The sequence below is a fragment of the Paenibacillus sp. FSL R5-0341 genome (assembly GCF_037975235.1).
Lineage (GTDB): Bacteria > Bacillota > Bacilli > Paenibacillales > Paenibacillaceae > Paenibacillus > Paenibacillus amylolyticus_A.
The window spans coordinates 4628898-4647130 of sequence record NZ_CP150241.1 but is presented as its reverse complement, the minus strand read 5'-3'; the positions used below and the strand labels follow the sequence as shown (position 1 = coordinate 4647130).

General features: G+C 48.4%; 18 protein-coding genes and 1 other annotated feature. Of the genes, 17 read left to right on the top strand and 1 reads right to left on the bottom strand.

Going from position 1 to position 18233, the window contains the following annotated elements:
- The first annotated feature begins 458 nt into the window (after positions 1-458).
- The 17 genes from spoVAC (at position 459) to leuS (ending at position 17362) form a co-directional block, all read left to right on the top strand.
- Complete coding sequence (gene spoVAC / locus MKX75_RS20855; protein WP_047844446.1) at positions 459-911, top strand: stage V sporulation protein AC; 453 nt, start codon at positions 459-461, stop codon at positions 909-911.
- Complete coding sequence (gene spoVAD, locus MKX75_RS20850) at positions 908-1924, top strand: stage V sporulation protein AD (RefSeq protein ID WP_339166622.1); 1017 nt, start codon at positions 908-910, stop codon at positions 1922-1924. The genes spoVAC and spoVAD overlap by 4 nt, the downstream gene beginning before the upstream one ends.
- A 5-nt stretch (positions 1925-1929) precedes the next feature.
- The gene (gene spoVAE / locus MKX75_RS20845) at positions 1930-2280 is read left to right on the top strand and encodes a stage V sporulation protein AE (RefSeq protein ID WP_062835568.1); all 351 of its coding nucleotides are present in this window, start codon (positions 1930-1932) and stop codon (positions 2278-2280) included.
- 207 nt (positions 2281-2487) lie between these two features.
- A complete protein-coding gene (locus MKX75_RS20840; protein ID WP_062835567.1) occupies positions 2488-3444 on the top strand; it encodes a MoxR family ATPase in 957 nt (318 codons plus the stop codon).
- Positions 3445-3447: 3 nt separating this feature from the next.
- On the top strand, positions 3448-4695 hold the full coding sequence (locus tag MKX75_RS20835; RefSeq protein ID WP_339166621.1) for a DUF58 domain-containing protein: 1248 nt from the start codon (positions 3448-3450) through the stop codon (positions 4693-4695).
- Entirely contained in the window at positions 4692-6905 is a 2214-nt protein-coding gene (locus MKX75_RS20830; RefSeq protein ID WP_339166619.1) for a transglutaminase domain-containing protein, read from the top strand. The genes MKX75_RS20835 and MKX75_RS20830 overlap by 4 nt, the downstream gene beginning before the upstream one ends.
- Positions 6906-7015: 110 nt before the next feature.
- Positions 7016-7543 (top strand): YqeG family HAD IIIA-type phosphatase, encoded by a 528-nt coding sequence (locus MKX75_RS20825; protein WP_062835565.1) that lies wholly within the window; start codon positions 7016-7018, stop codon positions 7541-7543.
- Complete coding sequence (yqeH, locus tag MKX75_RS20820) at positions 7540-8667, top strand: ribosome biogenesis GTPase YqeH (protein WP_017687184.1); 1128 nt, start codon at positions 7540-7542, stop codon at positions 8665-8667. The genes MKX75_RS20825 and yqeH overlap by 4 nt, the downstream gene beginning before the upstream one ends.
- 42 nt (positions 8668-8709) lie before the next feature.
- Positions 8710-9579 (top strand): shikimate dehydrogenase, encoded by an 870-nt coding sequence (gene aroE / locus MKX75_RS20815; RefSeq protein WP_339166617.1) that lies wholly within the window; start codon positions 8710-8712, stop codon positions 9577-9579.
- An 82-nt stretch (positions 9580-9661) separates the two neighbouring features.
- Positions 9662-9955 carry a ribosome assembly RNA-binding protein YhbY gene (yhbY, locus tag MKX75_RS20810; protein WP_017687186.1) on the top strand — a complete coding sequence of 98 codons (294 nt, stop codon included), beginning with the start codon at positions 9662-9664 and terminating at the stop codon, positions 9953-9955.
- 15 nt (positions 9956-9970) lie between these two features.
- Positions 9971-10561 (top strand): nicotinate-nucleotide adenylyltransferase, encoded by a 591-nt coding sequence (locus tag MKX75_RS20805; protein ID WP_062835563.1) that lies wholly within the window; start codon positions 9971-9973, stop codon positions 10559-10561.
- On the top strand, positions 10545-11111 hold the full coding sequence (gene yqeK, locus MKX75_RS20800; RefSeq protein WP_062835562.1) for a bis(5'-nucleosyl)-tetraphosphatase (symmetrical) YqeK: 567 nt from the start codon (positions 10545-10547) through the stop codon (positions 11109-11111). Before MKX75_RS20805 ends, yqeK begins: the two co-directional genes overlap by 17 nt.
- Positions 11112-11128: 17 nt before the next feature.
- A complete protein-coding gene (gene rsfS, locus MKX75_RS20795; RefSeq protein ID WP_036615136.1) occupies positions 11129-11476 on the top strand; it encodes a ribosome silencing factor in 348 nt (115 codons plus the stop codon).
- On the top strand, positions 11473-12378 hold the full coding sequence (locus MKX75_RS20790) for a S1-like domain-containing RNA-binding protein (RefSeq protein ID WP_339166616.1): 906 nt from the start codon (positions 11473-11475) through the stop codon (positions 12376-12378). The genes rsfS and MKX75_RS20790 overlap by 4 nt, the downstream gene beginning before the upstream one ends.
- 129 nt (positions 12379-12507) lie before the next feature.
- Positions 12508-13278, top strand: coding sequence for a class I SAM-dependent methyltransferase (locus MKX75_RS20785; protein ID WP_339166615.1), 771 nt, complete (start codon positions 12508-12510; stop codon positions 13276-13278).
- 261 nt (positions 13279-13539) lie between these two features.
- Positions 13540-14457 (top strand): aminoglycoside phosphotransferase family protein, encoded by a 918-nt coding sequence (locus tag MKX75_RS20780; protein WP_339166614.1) that lies wholly within the window; start codon positions 13540-13542, stop codon positions 14455-14457.
- Positions 14458-14569: 112 nt separating this feature from the next.
- Positions 14570-14839 (top strand) — a binding site (T-box leader).
- Between the two features lie 78 nt (positions 14840-14917).
- Positions 14918-17362 (top strand): leucine--tRNA ligase, encoded by a 2445-nt coding sequence (gene leuS, locus MKX75_RS20775; RefSeq protein WP_339166613.1) that lies wholly within the window; start codon positions 14918-14920, stop codon positions 17360-17362.
- Here the strand turns inward: leuS and comER are convergent.
- Positions 17343-18188 (bottom strand): late competence protein ComER, encoded by an 846-nt coding sequence (comER, locus tag MKX75_RS20770; protein ID WP_036668550.1) that lies wholly within the window; start codon positions 18186-18188, stop codon positions 17343-17345. The genes leuS and comER overlap by 20 nt on opposite strands.
- Positions 18189-18233 lie beyond the last annotated feature (45 nt).

Genomic DNA, 18233 nt, shown 5'->3' with positions numbered 1-18233 from the left:
TTCTATCCGCTGTAGTCGCAGTCCTGATGCCACTGCAATGAATATGAATATATGGAGAAGATGTCATCATTTTTTGAAGGTCTTCATGTTTAATATTCGCTTGTCTGCAACAGGAAGGAGCCAGGATATCAGATGAAGCCTCCAGAAGAGGGCACGGAAAAAGTACTGTTTATCGTTCTTTTTATCTTGCTCGTGATCGTTCTTCTTTATTTATAGAACGTAACTAAATAAGTGTTCAGTCCGGCGTAATCCATTCCTGCTTCCACGGCATGTCCTGTTGGAAACATATGCTGTCTGTCGCCGGATACATAACCTTCCGATCATTAACAAACAATGAATAGAGGATTACACCCATTGGCATTCAGCCATAGCTTTGATCCATTTTCACATAGAGGAGGTCTTGTATCTTGCCAGCTCAATCTGCATCCGGAAGCGAAAAAAAAACATCGTCCCTATCCATGGATGAAAAGGAGTACAAGAAAGTCGCCAAAAAACATGAGCCGCCTCGTCCAATCCTGAAGAACTGCCTCAAGGCATTTCTGGTTGGTGGAACCGTCTGTTTGATTGGACAGGCCATTCAAGAGGCTTTTATGGCCGGTTTCGACATGACATCCAAGGAGGCTTCCAGTCCTACAGTGGCGGTGATGATTCTCATATCGGTTATTCTAACTTGTCTCGGTGTTTACGATAAAATGGCTCAATGGGCAGGAGCAGGAACGGCTGTGCCGGTTACCGGATTTGCCAATTCCATGTGTTCTGCTGCATTGGAACATCGTGCTGAAGGACTGGTGCTTGGTGTAGGGGCCAACATGTTTAAACTTGCTGGTTCCGTAATCGTGTTCGGTGTCGTGGCAGCATTTGTCGTAGGCATCGTTTACGCCTTTCTGGGATTCGGAGGTGGACATCTATGAAGCGATTGGGCCGCCAAACGTGGCAGTTTGAGGATCGTCCACGAATTATCGGTAAAGCGGCAGTTGTAGGACCTGATGAGGGCAAGGGTCCCTTGTCATCTGATTTTGATTACGTCTATGACAATCTTGAGATCGGCGAGAAGACGTGGGAAAAGGGAGAACGCAAACTGCTGGAACAGGCCTCCCAGTTGGCTTTGGTTAATGCCAATATCACCAAGGAAGAGCTTCACTTTTTTGTCGGTGGAGATCTGATGAACCAGATTATTAGCAGTTCCTTTTCAGCGCGAAAACTGGGTGTGCCTTATCTGGGTGTCTTTGGAGCCTGTTCTACTTCCATGGAAACGTTAGCGCTAGCGTCCATGATTGTTGACTCGGGAGCTGGTGATTACGTCCTTGCAGGAACGGTTAGCCATAACTGCACGGTCGAGAAACAATTTCGTTATCCGACCGAGTATGGCTCCCAGAAGCCGCCTTATGCGCAATATACCGTCACAGGTGCAGGGTGTGGTGTAGTCTCTCGTACCGGTGATGGTCCTGTAGTTACCAAAGCGACCATTGGACGCATTATGGATTTGGGCATCAAAGATCCCTTTAACATGGGTTCAGCGATGGCACCGGCAGCAGCCGACACCCTGATTTCCCATTTTAGGGATACGGGATTGGAGCCTAGTTATTATGATCTTATTGTTACCGGGGATCTGGCTTCCGTCGGTCTGCCAATTACCAAAGAGCTTTTGCAAAAAGAAGGCATTCCTATGGAACAAACGGTTTTTAATGACTGCGGCCTGATGATCTATGATCGGGAGAAACAGCCTTATGTTGTTGCCGGGGGAAGTGGATGCGGGTGCTCTGCCACGGTAACCTATGGTCACATTTTGAATCGAATGCAGAAGGGTGATCTTAAGCGAGTGCTCGTCGTTGCTACCGGGGCACTGCTGTCTCCAATTTCGTACCAGCAGGGTGAAAGTATTCCCTGTATTGCTCATGCGGTAGCCATAGAAAAGGAGGGATAAAGGTCATGCAGTTCTTGTGGGCGTTTATCGTTGGCGGTTTGATCTGTGTTGTGGGGCAGCTTCTGATGGATGGTGTCAAATTGACTCCGGCACATACGATGAGCACACTTGTTGTGGCAGGTGCGCTTGCGGATGCATTTGGCCTGTACGACCCCTTGGTTAAATTTGCAGGTGCGGGTGCTTCAATCCCCATCACAAGTTTCGGTAATTCCTTGGTGCACGGAGCATTGACGGAACTGGAGAAAGAGGGATGGCTTGGTGTCATTACGGGAATATTCGATCTGACCGCGGCAGGGATTTCGTCAGCGATCATCTTTTCATTTCTCGCCGCATTGGTGGTTAGGCCAAAAGGCTGACATAGAATGGAATATCTACTTTAACATAAGGCGATTCAGCAAAGGCTTCGGATAACTTGTATCCGGGCCTTTTTTGTCGTATTCATGCGTGAACTGCGGTGAATCTGACGGCTGGAAACAAATTGTGAGTTCCTTCGAGTGTACTCAGGCCCGTGGATCATGTACAATAAAAGGAAATCTGTATGCTTTTTTAGGAGGTTAGACCACATGCCTGTGCGCAAAGAGTCGATCCAAATCATATCCGCAGTTCGTTCGAATCTGGAATCCTGCATTATGGGGAAATCCTTTGAAATTCAACTTTTACTTACAGCTTTGCTTGCAGGCGGGCACGTTCTGATTGAAGACGTACCGGGAACTGGCAAAACGCAGTTGATTAAGGCATTATCGAAATCCATGCGCGGAGAGTACCGACGCATTCAATGTAATCCTGATATTTTACCAAGTGATATTACGGGCGTATCCGTGTTTCATCCGAAGGATGAGCGCTTTTATTTCCGTCCAGGTCCCGTGATGACCAACATTTTGCTCGCTGACGAGATTAACCGGGCAACAACGAAAACGCAGTCGGCTCTGCTCGAAGTCATGGAGGAGCGCAGCGTAACCGTTGATGGGGATACGTATGATCTGCCACATCCGTTCATGCTCTGTGCAACTCAGAATCCGATTGATTTTGAAGGTACGTATACATTGCCGGAAGCGCAACTCGACCGGTTTATGTTGAAAATAAGTCTCGGTTATCCCGATAAAGAGATTGAGAAAACGCTGCTGAAGACACATCAGCTGGGTCAACCTGTAGATCGTCTTGAATCGGTAACCCATATGGACCAAATCTCGGCAATCCAGCAGGAGATTAAGGAAGTCTTTATTGGTGATCCGGTCATGGACTATCTGCTTGACGTTGTTCGTCAAACCCGCTCCCACCCATCTGTATTGCTGGGTGCCAGCCCACGGGCAGCCATATCCTTCATGATGGCCGTAAAAGCTTTTGCTTTCTTGCAGGAACGTGATTATGTGCTTCCAGATGATGTGAAGACGATGGCCCCTTATGTGATCTCTCATCGGATTGTGCTTCGTCCCGAATCGAGACTGGACAGTATGAGTTCCGAGGCCGTTTTGAATGCCGTACTCCAGCAGGTACGCGTGCCCGTCTCCATGGGGCAATAGTTTATGAAGCCGCTTTTGAGTACAGTCAATAGAGGGCTGCGCCACCCACGCGTATGGAGCATCGCAATGGTGTGGATGTGCTGTCTGGCTTATGTTTTGTTTCAGGGCGGGAAGACATCACTCATGTTGCTGTCGATGGTAACCCTGCTCTGTGTGTATCTTGCCATTGCTGGATTTAGCGGAGTAAGACGTGCTCAGGGAGTGCGCAAGCTATCTTCAGGTCCGGATCACGAAGAACTGCTGCATGCAGGTGACCAGGTTCAAGTACAGCTGAGTCTGACTATTCCGGGATTCCTCCCGCTTCCCTATGTGGTTGTACGTGAAATGCTGCACCGGCATAACGGAGAATCCTGGTCGTTCAAAGAAAGTTTGATTCCGAATATGCGAGGAAATGGCGAGCTGTCTTTCCAGACACCGCCACTTGAGCGGGGCAAGTATGTTTTTTCGGAAACAGAATGTGCCAGTGAGGACATATTTGGACTGATTGAACATCGCGGAAAGTTTAAGGCCAAAGGCGAGTTTCGAGTACTGCCAAGAACGGTATTTATTCCATATTGGCAGCTCTACGACCGCAAATCACGGTTATCCGGTCCTCAGACGGCGCTAACTCGTTCAAGGAGAGAGACGACCCAGATCAATGGTGTACGTGACTATGTATACGGAGATCGACTTTCCCGTATTCACTGGAATGCAACGGCGAAGACGGGAAACTGGAAATCCAAGGAGTTCGAGCATGAGTCTGTACCGAAAACCATTCTGGTTCTCGATGCGCTGGCAGCAAGTTATGAACATGGGGAAGCATTCGAAATTGCCGTGTCCACGGCTGCTTCTCTGCTGGAGTATGGTGCCAGGGAACGGATGGGGATGGGATTATTGACATTGTCTGAGGAGACATCCTTCATGGCCCCCAGTGAAAGTCTGCTGGAACGACAGAAGATGATGCATCATCTGGTGGATATTCAATATAACGGGCAGGATGCCCAGCTGTTGCCTGGGGTGGAAAGAATAGCGCGTCAGCTGCCCCAGGGAGCTTATTTTGTTGTGATTTCTCCCCAAAAGGATGAAAAAATATTGGAACTGTTGCGCTGGGCCGATACGCGGGGCATGACTCCATGTCATATTCTGATCGATACCAGTGAATCCCGCCGGAGTGCGGAGTGGAATGCCATGTTGCGTGGAAGAGGCACGCGGTCATTCACGGTTTCTCATTTGCAGGAGCTTCCAACGGTGATGGGGGGAGGTTCTGTATGAGTACAAAAGGAAATGAAAGTGTTACAGGCAAACGATCCTGGTATCATGCAGCTTCATTGCTCTGGATTTTCCTGATTGGAATGCAGTGGATATCGTTTACGCAGGAATCGTGGTATACGGAGACAACTTCTCTGGTGTTATGGACACTTGCAGCAGTCAGTGTGCTGGAGGTCATTCTGCCCTTCAAAACGGTGTATCGGACGATCATCAAGGCGGTTGTCGTTGTTTACATTTTGCATAAAACGCTAATTGATTACACGGTATACGTCCCTTATGGTTCTTTAACGGACCGGGCGGAGCAGTTTATATTGCACATGACGCCGTACATCTGGTTCTCCTTGTGTGCTTGGGTAATGCTTGAAGCTGCTCTGCGCCTCGTGACCACAACACGTCGAATTCTTGTTTTTCTGGGTGTTAACATCATTTCGATGGGGATTCTCGATTCGTTTACCCAGATTCCACTCTGGATCGAAATCGCTTGGGTGATGTTCGCGGGCATGGGATGGCTTGTATGTCAGCATTTCCGTAATTATCAGCTACAGTATCCACAAGGATGGAAACGAATTATCCGGTATCCTTATAAAATCCTGGCCAATATTGCCATTATCTTTTCTTTGATTATTGTAGCCAGTGTCAATATGCCGGAGATTCCACCCACCTTGACGGACCCATATACGGCTTGGCGTAACTTTACCGGAACGTCCACTAGTCAGGCTGGAAACGGTAACCTCGATATTCCGGCGGCTACTGAATCGGGATACAGCAGGGAAGACAATCAGCTTGGTGGAGGATTCAACTTCGACTATACCCCTGTCATGTCTGTCACGACCAATGAGCGCAGTTACTGGCGCGGTGAGACACGTGCGGAGTACACAGGCACAGGTTGGGACGACCGTGGACGCGGTGCGACAGAGAATGTTGAAGCAGGACAGCCTTTGGAGAATGATGAATCTGGTAACGTGAACACCAAACAAGTGACTCAGAACGTAACGATGCTGAATGACAATGTCTATCCGATTCTGTTTGGTGCTTATTCGATCTCGGAAGTGAGTTCAATTAACGGTGAGGACAGAACGGAACGTATGCTGTGGAATGCCGAACAGGCTGAACTGCATGTGGTGACAGACCGTCAGCAACCACAGTATCCCAAGACATATACCATCGTATCTGAAGCCCCTGTGATTGTGGAGGATGAACTTCGTACGAAGTCTTTTGAAGATCTGTATAACAGTAATCCGGCAGATGATATGTACTTGCAGTTACCATCCCGTTTCCCTGACCGGGTGTCGAATCTGGCAGCCGAGATAACGGCATCTGCGAATACGCCGTATGAAAAAGTGGCATTACTGCAAAACTATTTACAAACTAATTTTGAATACACGAACAATCCGGATTTATCTCGAAAAGTAAGCAGCGACTTTGTGGAAGGCTTCCTGTTCGATATTATGGAGGGCTACTGTGACTACTTCTCCACTGCGCTGGTGATGATGGCGCGCTCGGAGGGCATTCCTGCAAGGTGGGTTAAAGGTTATGCGCCTGGACAACTGTCCCTGAATTCGGACATGCAGGCTCCGCGTCAACCTGGCGCGGAGATTGAGACGACCTACACCGTTACCAATGCAGATGCACACTCTTGGGCAGAGGTTTACTTTGGTGAGTATGGATGGATTCCCGTTGAAGCAACGCCGGGCTTTGATATGCCGCTGCTCACGGAACAGCCTGATGTACAGTCTGTAGATGAGCCTGAAGAACAGCCAGAAGAGGAGCCGGTACAAGAGGAAGAGCAGACCCCTGCACCTGAGCAGACAACGTCTGCCATCCCGACTTTTGTTATCTGGGCTGCAGGAGCCATCATCGTATTGTGGGTAGCATACATGTTCTGGCGTAATCGTTTCTCCATGCGATTCTTCCTGCTTCGTCTACGGACAGGTGGACCGCTCACCCCTGAACAGAAGGTAGTGGCAGAGACCGAGCGTTGGATTCAGTATGTGAAACGCAAAGGACTGACCCGGAGCGGAGACGAAACACTTCGTGAATCGGTAACTCGATGGAGCCAGGCCAAACCGGCTGCAGAAGCGACATTGCATGAGCTTCTTACGAAGTTTGAACAGACTCGCTACAGTCCGGCGTCCGTAACTGCCGACGACTGGAAGGGTGTCTATCAGACCGCCTTGAAGCTGCGGAAGGAACTGAAAGCGGAACGGGCATAGTTGTTGCCCGTCCCGTTTTTCCTTTTTTCCTATGCCATCAGGCGCTGTATGCATTTTCAGGAAAGACGGATTTGTGATATAGTGTGTCGTATGAAACTGAGGTGACTTCTTTGTTTAAAATGTTAATGCCCAAGCTGCGTGTAGACACGGTTTTTGACATTAATCTGGAAGAGCTGTACGCTCAAGGCTACCGTGGAATTATAACTGATCTGGATAACACACTCGTTGGAGCCAAAGCCCCTGATGCTACGCCCGAACTGATTGAATGGTTTGCACGTGTGAAAGAGGCAGGTTTCAAGCTAATGATTGTGTCCAATAACAATTTGAATCGTGTATCCCTGTTTGCGACCCCGCTGGATATCCAGTTTGTGCATAGTGCACGCAAACCATCGAATGTACCGTTTCGTAGAGCAATGAAAATGATGGAGTTATCTCCTGAAAAAACGATTGTAGTAGGCGATCAGATGCTTACGGACGTCTATGGAGGGAACCGAATGGGGCTATATACCGTTCTGGTACTGCCAATCTCCATAGGAGACGAAGGCTTTATGACCCGCTTCAATCGGCGCGTGGAACGGATTGCTCTAACGAGTTTACGCAGGAAAGGCTTATGGCTTGAGGAGGAAAAGAAGAAATGACAGAACCGCATAACGGCAATCTTGCCGTAAGGTGCAGCGGATGCGGCGTGCATCTGCAAACAGAAAATTCGGAATTACCAGGGTTTATCCCCGAGAAGGCATTGGATCGTGAACCGGTTATATGCCAGCGCTGTTTCCGTATCAAAAACTACAATGAGTCATCATCCGTTACGGTGGATCAGGACGAATTCCTGGCGCTGCTTAGCAAAATCGGGGATAAGGATGCACTTGTCATCCATATCGTTGATTTGTTTGACTTTGATGGCAGTATTATTTCCGGTCTGCAACGTTTTGTAGGCAACAACCCGGTATTACTTGCTGTGAACAAAACGGACTTGCTTCCGAAGGTAACCAACTGGAACAAGGTTCGCAACTGGGTGCAAAAGCAAGCCAAGGAACAAGGTTTGCGCACAGTGGATGTAGTCTTGTGCAGTGCGAAGCAAAATCAGGGCTTCGACCGACTGCTTGAGCTCGTGGGAACGTATCGCGAAGATCGTGACGTGTACGTGGTTGGCGGTACCAATGTGGGTAAATCCACACTGATTAACCGTCTGATCCGTGATTACAGCGATCTGGAGCAGGAACTGACCACGTCCCGTTATCCGGGAACGACGCTGGATATGGTAAACATTCCGCTGGATGATGGAAAATATATCATTGATACGCCTGGAATCGTGTATCCATGGCGTTTCAGCGAGATTGTTTCACGTAAAGATCTCGCTGCCATCATGCCGGAAAAACCGCTTAAACCGGCTGTGTATCAGTTGAATTCCGGTCAGACGCTGTTCTTTGGCGGCATGGCTCGATTTGACTTTGTTGAAGGTGATCGTCAGTCGTTCACTTGTTTTATCAGCACTGCGCTTGATATTCACCGGACGAAGCTGGAGCGTGCAGACGACTTGTACCGCGACCACCTGGGAGAATTGTTGTCTCCACCAACCCGTGAGGATGCAGCAGAGATGGCTGAATGGACCAGACATGAATTCCGCATCAAACGCGGCAGTCAATCGGATGTATTCATCTCGGGTCTGGGCTGGATTAAGGTAAATGGCGATATTGGCGCACTGGTTGCTGTTCATGCTCCAAAAGGCATTCGCGTACAGATCCGCCCATCCTTGATCTAGTATTATCAGAACCTCTACATCAGATGGATCGGAGGCGGACCTATGTCTGAGCAGAAAAATTTCAACTCTTCACTTCCCGTGTTGCTTGGTGTCATGGGTGATCCTATTGCTCACTCCAAGTCGCCGGCAATGCACAATGCGGCTCTGCAGGCTGCAGGAGTGAATGGAATGTATATGCCACTGCATGTTCATCCAGATCAACTGGAAGCGGCAGTTCGGGGAATTGTGGCACTGGGCTATCGTGGTGTCAATGTCACCATCCCGCACAAAGAGCAGGTAATGCAGTATCTGGATGTGATCGATGAAAGTGCTCGCCTCATTGGTGCGGTGAATACCATCGTCAATGAAGGTGGAACACTGACAGGGTACAATACGGATGGTATTGGTTATGTCCGATCTCTGAAGGAAGAGGCTGTGCCGGAGCTTGCGGGTAAACGTATTGCTGTCTTGGGCGCAGGTGGAGCAGCGAGAGGTGTCATATATGCACTTGCATTGGAGAAGCCTGAACGCATCCACATTCTGAACCGTACAGCGGACAGAGCTATTGCACTCGCTTCGGATTTACGTGCCCATGGCTTGGGAGAGATCTCGGGTAGTGGCATAGAAGACGCTGCAACGGTACTGGCTACGGCTGATATCGTTATTAACACAACGGCTGCAGGCATGCACCCACATGTTGATGAAGCACCGGTTGATCCCACACTGATCCGTGAAGGCGCAGCGGTGAGTGATCTGATCTACAATCCGCTGGAAACCCGTCTGCTCCGGGAGTCGCGGTTACGCGGGTGCACGGTACACGGTGGTCTGGGTATGTTTGTATACCAGGGTGCAGTGGCCTTTGAACATTGGCTCGGTATTCCGGCTCCAGTGGAGACGATGAGACGAGCTGTACTAAACAGTTTTGAAGTGTGAAAATAATAATTGAACGGTCAGGCCTGGACAGTCTTTGAACTGTCAATCAGGGCCTGCTCAACATAAGGAGTATGGAGTATTCATGTTAAACGGTAAACAAAAGCGCTTTTTGCGGTCACAGGCACATCACCTGACCCCTGTATTTCAGATTGGTAAAGGTGGAACGAATGAACACCTGTTCCGTCACATCGAAGATGCGATTGAGAAGCGCGAATTGATGAAAGTGCAAGTGTTGAACAACAATGACGAGGACAGAAAAGAGATGGCAGAAGAAGTTGCCCGTGAAACGGGAAGTGAGCTTGTACAACTCATCGGTAACACCATCATCCTGTACAAAGAATCGCGCGATAACAAACAAATCGAACTACCTAGATAAGGGAGCGTGACGCAGGTGAAGATCGGCATCATGGGTGGTACGTTTGATCCGATCCACATGGGGCACCTCCTGGCAGCAGAGGCGGCAAGGGATTCACATGCACTGGATGAAATCTGGTTCATGCCCTCCCATGTTCCACCTCACAAACGTGGCGCCGGAGCTTCGGGACAGCAACGTCTCGACATGACGGAAGCGGCAGTGAAGGGTGTACAGCAATATGAGGTGCTGGGCATCGAGATGGAACTGGGCGGAGTGTCTTATACAATCGATACGATGAAGGAACTGTGGCGTCGCCATCCTGAACATGAATTTTATTTCATTATCGGGGCGGATATGGTGAACTATCTTCCCAAATGGGAGCAGATTGAAGAACTTGCCGAACGCTTAACCTTTATTGGGGTTGGTCGGCCGGGCTTCCAGTTACATCTGGATGATCTACCAGACGAGTTACAGGATCGGGTCCTATTAGCCGAGATGCCCTTGGTGGATATTTCATCGACAGCCGTACGCAGACGTCTTGCCAAAGGACAGTCGGTACGCTTCATGATTCCTGATGAGGTGCACCAATACATTGTAAGGAGCGGTTTATATGGCACTAAGCCGTGAGGAACTGATTCAAGCCGTATCTGGTCAAATGCCGGAAAAACGCTGGAAGCATACACTGGGCGTGATGGAATCGTCTGTGATGTTGGCTAAAAAATATGGTGCTGATCCTGTGAAAGCAGATCTGGCAGCGATATTGCATGATGTGGCGAAGTACTGGCCCGTAGCGGAGATGGAAGCGGTCATCCGTGATAACGGATTAAACCAGGAACTTCTGCAGCATGACAAGCAGCTCTGGCATTCCGAAGTCGGTGCTTTTGTAGCCAAGCGTGATTACGGTGTAACGGATTCCGAAGTTATTCATGCCATCCGGTGGCATACCTCGGGTCGGGTAGGCATGAGCTTGCTGGACAAAGTGGTATGTCTTGCCGATTACATTGAACCGGGACGAGATTTCCCGGGAGTGGATCATATTCGCGAACAGGCTGAACGTAGTCTGGAGGAAGGTTTAATTGCCGGATTCGATTCGACGATCAGCTTGCTGATTTCGCAACGACGTGTCATTTATCCTTTGACTATGCTGTCGCGGAATGACTTAATTGCACAATTATAGATTATGGAGGTTGGTTCATGACAGTATCATCGAAAGAACTTATGAATATGGCGGTTGCTGCCGCTGACGACAAAAAGGCATCCAATATTGTAGCGTTGGATCTAATTAATGTTTCTCTGGTGGCAGATTATTTTGTTATTTGTCACGGGAATTCCGATACACAGGTACAGGCCATTGCCACTGAAATTCGCAAACAGGCTCATGCAGCCGGAGCGACGATCAAAGGTATCGAAGGTATGGATTCCGCACGTTGGGTACTGATGGACATGGGCGATGTTGTTGTTCATATCTTCCACCGCGACGAGCGTGAATACTACAACATTGAACGTCTATGGTCTGATGCCAAAGTGGTGGAAACTGTATGAGTTTGATTGCTGGAACAGTCGTCTCTTTGCCGGTTTCACGTGAAGTGTCTCCGTTTGGCTTCTTTTTGACGACAGGATCGGAAGATGTACTGCTTCACTACACCGAGTTAACACGGGATATTAAGATTGGTGAGATGCTAGAGGTATTTGTATTCTTTGATACAGAAGATCGTCTGGCCGTAACGATGAAAAAGCCTTATCTCATGCTTGGAGAAATGGCACGACTGGTTGTGGCTGATGTTCACCCACGACTGGGCTGTTTCCTGGAAATGGGACTTGGGCGGCAATTACTGCTTCCTATTCGTGAACTGCCTGAATTGGAAGAACTGCGTCCTCAAGTAGGGGATGAAGTTTTTGTAATCATGGAACATGACAAGCAGGGACGTCTGCGTGCCAAATTGGCCGGGGAACGTGAGCTTTCACCCTTGTCTTTCCATGCGCCAACTTCATGGTTAAACGAATGGGTTGAAGCGACGGTATACAAGCCACTGCAGATGGGTACTTTTGTACTTGTAGAGGGCGGTGTACTGGGCTTTGGCGCGATTGGGATGATTCATTCATCTGAACGTAGCCATATGCTGCGTCTTGGTGAGAAAGTTAAATGTCGGGTGACACTGGTACGTGAAGACGGACGTGTGAATCTGGCCATGACTCAACTCAAACAAGTTGGACGTAACGAAGATGCAGACAAGCTGCTCGCCTTTATGAAAGAGCGTCCTATGGGCGGCATGCCTTACTCGGATGCAACCCCGCCGGATATCATCAAGCAGCGTTTTGGCATCAGTAAGTCTGCTTTCAAGCGTGCCTTGGGCAAATTGATGAAAGACGGATTGGTGGTTCAAAAGGAAAGCTGGACGTATCTGTCCGAAACTGCTCCTGCGGATCAAAGTGAAAACAAGTAATTTTACTGGTTAAATAGTTGTAACATGGAGCTCGGATAAGGCAGGGATAGGCTGGGTATACACCGGATGCCCCTGCTTTTTCTTTTGTTAACAGGATTGGAAAATGAAATTGAAAGTGCGGTGCCTGACATGTCTTACCGGAAATTTGCCTACGTCTATGATGAATTAATGGAAGATATGCCTTATCCGGACTGGATAAGGTTTGCAAGAACAGCATGGGAACAGCATGGAATGCCCAAAAGTGTCGCTGAACTTGGCTGTGGGACGGGCTCTATTACGATCCCGCTCGTAAACTCCGGTTTTGAAGTTACAGGCATTGACCTCTCAGCAGATATGCTGTCGGTTGCACGCAGCAAGATGGAGGCCACGCCTCAGGGTCATCGCTTATATCGGGAAGGCAGTGTACGTTGGGTGCAGCAGGATATGCGCGATTGGCGAGTTCCGGAGCCTGTGGATTCGGTAATATCTTTCTGTGATTGCGTCAATTACCTGCTTGAACAAGAAGATGTCGTTCGTACATTCCAGCGCACATATGAGATGCTGAAGCCTGGTGGAACGTTCCTGTTTGATGTGCATCATCCCAATACCCTTATTCGTTATGATGAGGAGCAGCCTTTCGTACTGGATGAGCGCTCCGTATCTTATATTTGGACTTGTGATCTGGACCAGGATCGCTGTGAGATCGAGCATCATCTCAGTATCTTTTCGCGTGTGGAAGATGGTAGCAAGGATATGTACCAGCGCTTTGAAGAAGTTCATGTTCAGCGTGCGTATGACCCGGACTGGATGAAGCTGGAGTTGTCCAAGGCAGGCTTCAGAGACGTGAAGGTATATGCGGATTTTGAATGGAAAGAGGCCGGAGACAGCGCACAGCGCTTGTTCTACGTTGCTGTGAAATGAGAGCGAATAATGAGAACTGTCCTTATGATGCATAAGGGCAGTTTTTTTGTTTGATTTTCTATGGAAAATGAATAACAAGCTTCTATAATCTACCAAGGGAATGCTAGGAAAGACATAATTACGTGACAAAAAGTATTGCTAGTTATAGTAAAGGAGGCCATAATAGTCGGATGGAAAGCGTTTTCTAAGAAAATCAATAAATAGTCAAGGTGAGGTGTATAAGTGGAAAGTACATATAAAACTAGACTCTCGACAGAACAGTTGAATGCCATAATAGAGCAGCACTTCTCTGCAAGTATACAGGAGTACAAGGAAATGGTGGATGGCTGGGCCAATCACGCATATCTCATTACACTGAGTGATGCACAGCGAGTGGTACTCAAAATTGCTCCTTCAGCTTCGACAAATCTGATGCGCTGTGAACAGGATCTGATGATTGCCGAAGTTGGGGCATTGCGTCTTATCAGCGAGCTGCAGGATGTTCCCGTACCCCAATTGCTGGCTTATGATGATTCATTAACCATTGCTCCAGCGCGTTATTTTATCATGGAGTATATGTCTGGAACACCCTATAATCAGGTCAAGGATCTGTATTCTGCGGAAGAGCAGGAAGCCATTGAACACCAGCTAGGTCAGTACAATCGTCGAATTAATGAAATCAAGGGTGAGCAGTTCGGATATTTCTCGGAGCAAAAACAGCGATATTCCACATGGAAAGAAGCATTTATGAATTTGATGGATGACATTCTTGTCGATGGGGAAGAAGCCGGGATTACATTTTCGATGGATTACCCTGAGTTGAGACGCTTGATTGAAGAAAAATCGGATGTGCTGGACGATGTCAAAGAACCTGTGCTTGTCAGTTGGGATCTGTGGGATGGCAATGTGTTAGTGGATGCAGGTCATATCACAGCGATTATAGATTTTGAACGTTCTTTGTGGGCAGACCCTCTGATGGAGCATTATTTCAGTCATTTTAACTATACTCCCGGTTTTGTGAAAGGGTATGGGCATGCGATTACGACTGAAAGTGAGCTGAGAAGAAGAAGTCTGTATGACTTGTACTTTGATCTTGTACTACGTATTGAGTGTGCTTATCGCCAATATGATAATCAGGAACATGTGAATTGGACCATTCATAATCTGGAGGAAGGCATTGAGCGTTTTCGCTTATCCTAAATAACAACTAGTGTTATGGAACGGTTCGAACTGTGTTCTCCAAGATGGCAATTATCACGTGTAATATTGACTTTGGGCTTGCTTTTTTATATAATGGTCCCGATATTGTATACATATTTCGATGATAAGGATTAGTAGTAATTCCTGTACATAACAGAGAGCCGGCGGTTGGTGCAAGCCGGTTGACAGTGATTTGCGAACTCGCCTTGGAGAAATGCGGTGATTACACCATTCTGTTTAACCTGCTTGTATAAAGCTTGGGTTCAGGAATGGAAATCCGCATCGGTTAACCGCCGTTACAGGTCCAAAGGGAGTGGATGACGAAGCACGTTCGTCCGCTAACTAGGGTGGTACCACGGGAATTCAACCTCTCGTCCCTAGCGCTGCAAACGCTACGGGATGCTGAGGTTTTTTTGTTGCAATTAAAGATAAAGCGAATAACCTGAAGGAGGAACAATAGATGAGTGAGAATAACCAGCCGAAACACGGCTATCAGCCACAAGTCATGGAAAAAAGTTGGCAGCAATACTGGGATGCAAACAAAACGTTTAAAACGGGTGAGGACCCAGTTAAGCCAAAATTTTATGCACTGGATATGTTCCCTTACCCATCCGGTTCAGGTCTGCACGTAGGCCACCCGGAAGGATATACGGCAACGGATATAATTTCTCGTTATAAACGTATGCGCGGTTACAATGTATTGCACCCAATGGGTTGGGACGCTTTTGGTCTGCCTGCTGAGCAGCATGCACTGGATACAGGTGAACATCCACGGCATATTACATTCCGCAATATTGACAATTTCCGTCGCCAGATCAAATCTCTCGGGTTCTCTTATGACTGGGATCGTGAGATCAGCACAACGGACCCTGAATACTATAAATGGACGCAATGGATATTTATCCAGCTGTACAATAAAGGCTTGGCTTATGTGGATGAAGTCGCAGTTAACTGGTGTGAAGCCCTTGGAACGGTACTGGCTAATGAAGAGGTTATTGATGGCAAAAGTGAACGCGGTGGACATCCGGTTGTACGTAAACCGATGCGCCAGTGGGTCCTGAAAATTACCGAGTATGCAGAGCGCCTGTTGGAAGACCTGGAAGAGCTGGATTGGTCTGAAAGCATCAAGGATATGCAGCGTAACTGGATTGGTAAATCCACAGGGGCAGAAGTTGTTTTTGCCATTGAGGGTCGCGAGGAAGTCATCAAGGTGTTCACTACCCGTGCGGACACATTGTTCGGTGCGAGCTTTACAGTACTTGCTCCGGAACATGAGTTGGTAGAAGCGATTACAACCGATGACCAACGTGAAGCGATTCAGGCCTATCAGGAGCAGGCTTCTCGTAAGAGTGATCTGGAACGTACAGATTTGGCCAAAGACAAAACAGGTGTATTCACCGGCGCTTATGCAATCAATCCCGTTAATGGCGCGAAACTGCCGATCTGGATTGCTGATTACGTTCTTGCAGGTTACGGTACAGGTGCGGTTATGGCTGTTCCGGGTCATGATGCACGTGACTGGGAATTTGCGAAGCAGTTCGGTCTGGATATCTTTGAGGTTATTCAAGGTGGAGACGTTACACAAGAGGCATATTCTGGTGATGGCGCGCATGTGAATTCCGATTTCCTGAACGGACTGAACAATGAAGAAGCGGTTGCCAAGATGATTGCTTGGTTGGAAGAGAACGGCAAAGGACAAGGGAAAGTGACCTATCGTCTGCGCGATTGGCTGTTCAGCCGTCAGCGTTACTGGGGTGAACCAATCCCGATTCTGCATCTGGAAGACGGAACGATGAAAACAGTACCGGAGGATCAACTTCCACTGCTGTTGCCTGATATCGACCAGATCAAACCTTCGGGTACTGGAGAATCACCACTGGCGAATGTTACGGATTGGGTAAATACAGTAGATCCGGAAACGGGAATGAAGGCACGTCGTGAGACCAACACCATGCCACAATGGGCGGGTAGCTGCTGGTATTACCTGCGCTTTATCGATCCGCACAATGACAAGGAACTGATCTCCAAGGAGAAACAGCAGCAATGGCTGCCAGTTGATCTGTATATTGGTGGAGCAGAGCACGCAGTACTTCACTTGCTATACGCTCGTTTCTGGCATAAAGTGCTGTATGATCTGGGTGTTGTCGATACCAAAGAGCCTTTCCATAAACTTGTTAACCAAGGTATGATCCTGGGCACAAATAATGAGAAAATGAGTAAATCCCGTGGTAATGTTATCAATCCCGATGAAATTGTCAATGAATTCGGTGCAGATACATTGCGTCTGTACGAGATGTTCATGGGACCATTGGAAGCGACAAAACCGTGGAATGCAAACGGGGTTGAAGGCATGCACCGCTTCCTGTCACGTGTATGGCGTCTCTTCATTAACGAAGACACAGGAGCCATCAATGACAAGATTACGGTGGACGGTGGAACGGATGAGTTCAAACGGACTGCCCACAAAACGATCAAAAAAGTTACGGAAGATCTGGAACACCTGCGCTTCAACACATCTATCAGCCAGCTGATGATTTTCATCAACGATGCATACAAAGCCGATACACTGCCTCGTGAAGCGATGGAGAACTTTGTGCAGTTGTTGTCACCACTGGCACCGCATATGGCAGAGGAACTGTGGAGCCGTTTGGGTCATGAAGGTGGCATCTCTTACGTGGCTTGGCCTGAATATGATGAGTCCATGACAGTGGATGCGGAAGTAGAAATCGTTGTTCAGGTAAACGGTAAAATCGTAACCCGTGCTACGATCGCGAAGGATCTGGATGCACAGGGTATGCAGGACTTTACGATGGAGCTGGCACCTGTTAAGCAGGCGCTGGAAGGCAAGACCATTCGCAAGGTCATTGCCGTTCCAGGCAAACTCGTTAATATTGTTGCCGGTTAATCTCACCGGCTCGGAATAGTTCATCCAGCTTTAACAAATCTTCATCATATTTGTCATGTGTCGTGTGGATCAGATTGTCGAAAACACCGTCGAGACTAACCTTCAGCAGTGCAAGTGCCTGAGCGGTAATACCGCCAGGTACAGCGACACGAGCTTGAAGTTCTTGCGGCGTGTATCCTCCTTCGGTGAGCAGCTTGCCTGTTCCCAGAAGCATCTCGCCAGCCAGAGCGCAGGCATCTGCCCTTTTGATGCCTGTCAGCTTGACGGCACTTTCGATCCACTGTTCCAAAAAGAACGAAATGAATGCAGGTCCGCAGCTGGAGAAGTCGGATGTGATTCTTGTACAGGCTTCATCCACCTGGTACGGCCTGCCTATATGACTGAGCAGACTTTCCAACACAGCGCGGTCTTCACTGGTCATTCGTTCGCCATGTATGCAGAGGGACGCTCCACTGCCGACTTGGTGTGTGACGCTGGGAATTACCTTGGAGACTTTGCAAGGAAGTGAAGATTCCAGATGTCGCAGCTGCACGGGACTGGTGATCGAGACAATTATATGATTGGGATTCACGACAGGCAGGATGTCGTCAATGACATGTTTGAATTCAAGCGGCTTCACGCACAGGAAGATGATATTGCTTCGGATCACCGTTTCCCGATTGCTCTGGGATTCATGCAGACCGGGGTAACGGAGGGATAACTGACGTACTTTGGACGGGGTTCGATTGCTGGCGGCGATCTGCCGGGGCTCGAGTGCACCCGATTGGATCAGGGCATAGATCAGCAGGCTGCCCATGCTGCCGGTTCCGATAAATCCAACCTTCATTGTTTCAGGCCTCCTTTCATGCTTTACGGTACTGGCGCAGTTCAT

Coding starts and splice junctions, on each gene's coding strand:
- spoVAC (WP_047844446.1), top strand. CDS start 459: ATGGATGAAAAGGAGTACAAGAAAGTCGCCAAAAAACATGAGCCGCCT.
- spoVAD (WP_339166622.1), top strand. CDS start 908: ATGAAGCGATTGGGCCGCCAAACGTGGCAGTTTGAGGATCGTCCACGA.
- spoVAE (WP_062835568.1), top strand. CDS start 1,930: ATGCAGTTCTTGTGGGCGTTTATCGTTGGCGGTTTGATCTGTGTTGTG.
- MKX75_RS20840 (WP_062835567.1), top strand. CDS start 2,488: ATGCCTGTGCGCAAAGAGTCGATCCAAATCATATCCGCAGTTCGTTCG.
- MKX75_RS20835 (WP_339166621.1), top strand. CDS start 3,448: ATGAAGCCGCTTTTGAGTACAGTCAATAGAGGGCTGCGCCACCCACGC.
- MKX75_RS20830 (WP_339166619.1), top strand. CDS start 4,692: ATGAGTACAAAAGGAAATGAAAGTGTTACAGGCAAACGATCCTGGTAT.
- yqeH (WP_017687184.1), top strand. CDS start 7,540: ATGACAGAACCGCATAACGGCAATCTTGCCGTAAGGTGCAGCGGATGC.
- aroE (WP_339166617.1), top strand. CDS start 8,710: ATGTCTGAGCAGAAAAATTTCAACTCTTCACTTCCCGTGTTGCTTGGT.
- yhbY (WP_017687186.1), top strand. CDS start 9,662: ATGTTAAACGGTAAACAAAAGCGCTTTTTGCGGTCACAGGCACATCAC.
- yqeK (WP_062835562.1), top strand. CDS start 10,545: ATGGCACTAAGCCGTGAGGAACTGATTCAAGCCGTATCTGGTCAAATG.
- rsfS (WP_036615136.1), top strand. CDS start 11,129: ATGACAGTATCATCGAAAGAACTTATGAATATGGCGGTTGCTGCCGCT.
- MKX75_RS20790 (WP_339166616.1), top strand. CDS start 11,473: ATGAGTTTGATTGCTGGAACAGTCGTCTCTTTGCCGGTTTCACGTGAA.
- MKX75_RS20785 (WP_339166615.1), top strand. CDS start 12,508: ATGTCTTACCGGAAATTTGCCTACGTCTATGATGAATTAATGGAAGAT.
- leuS (WP_339166613.1), top strand. CDS start 14,918: ATGAGTGAGAATAACCAGCCGAAACACGGCTATCAGCCACAAGTCATG.
- comER (WP_036668550.1), bottom strand. CDS start 18,188: ATGAAGGTTGGATTTATCGGAACCGGCAGCATGGGCAGCCTGCTGATC.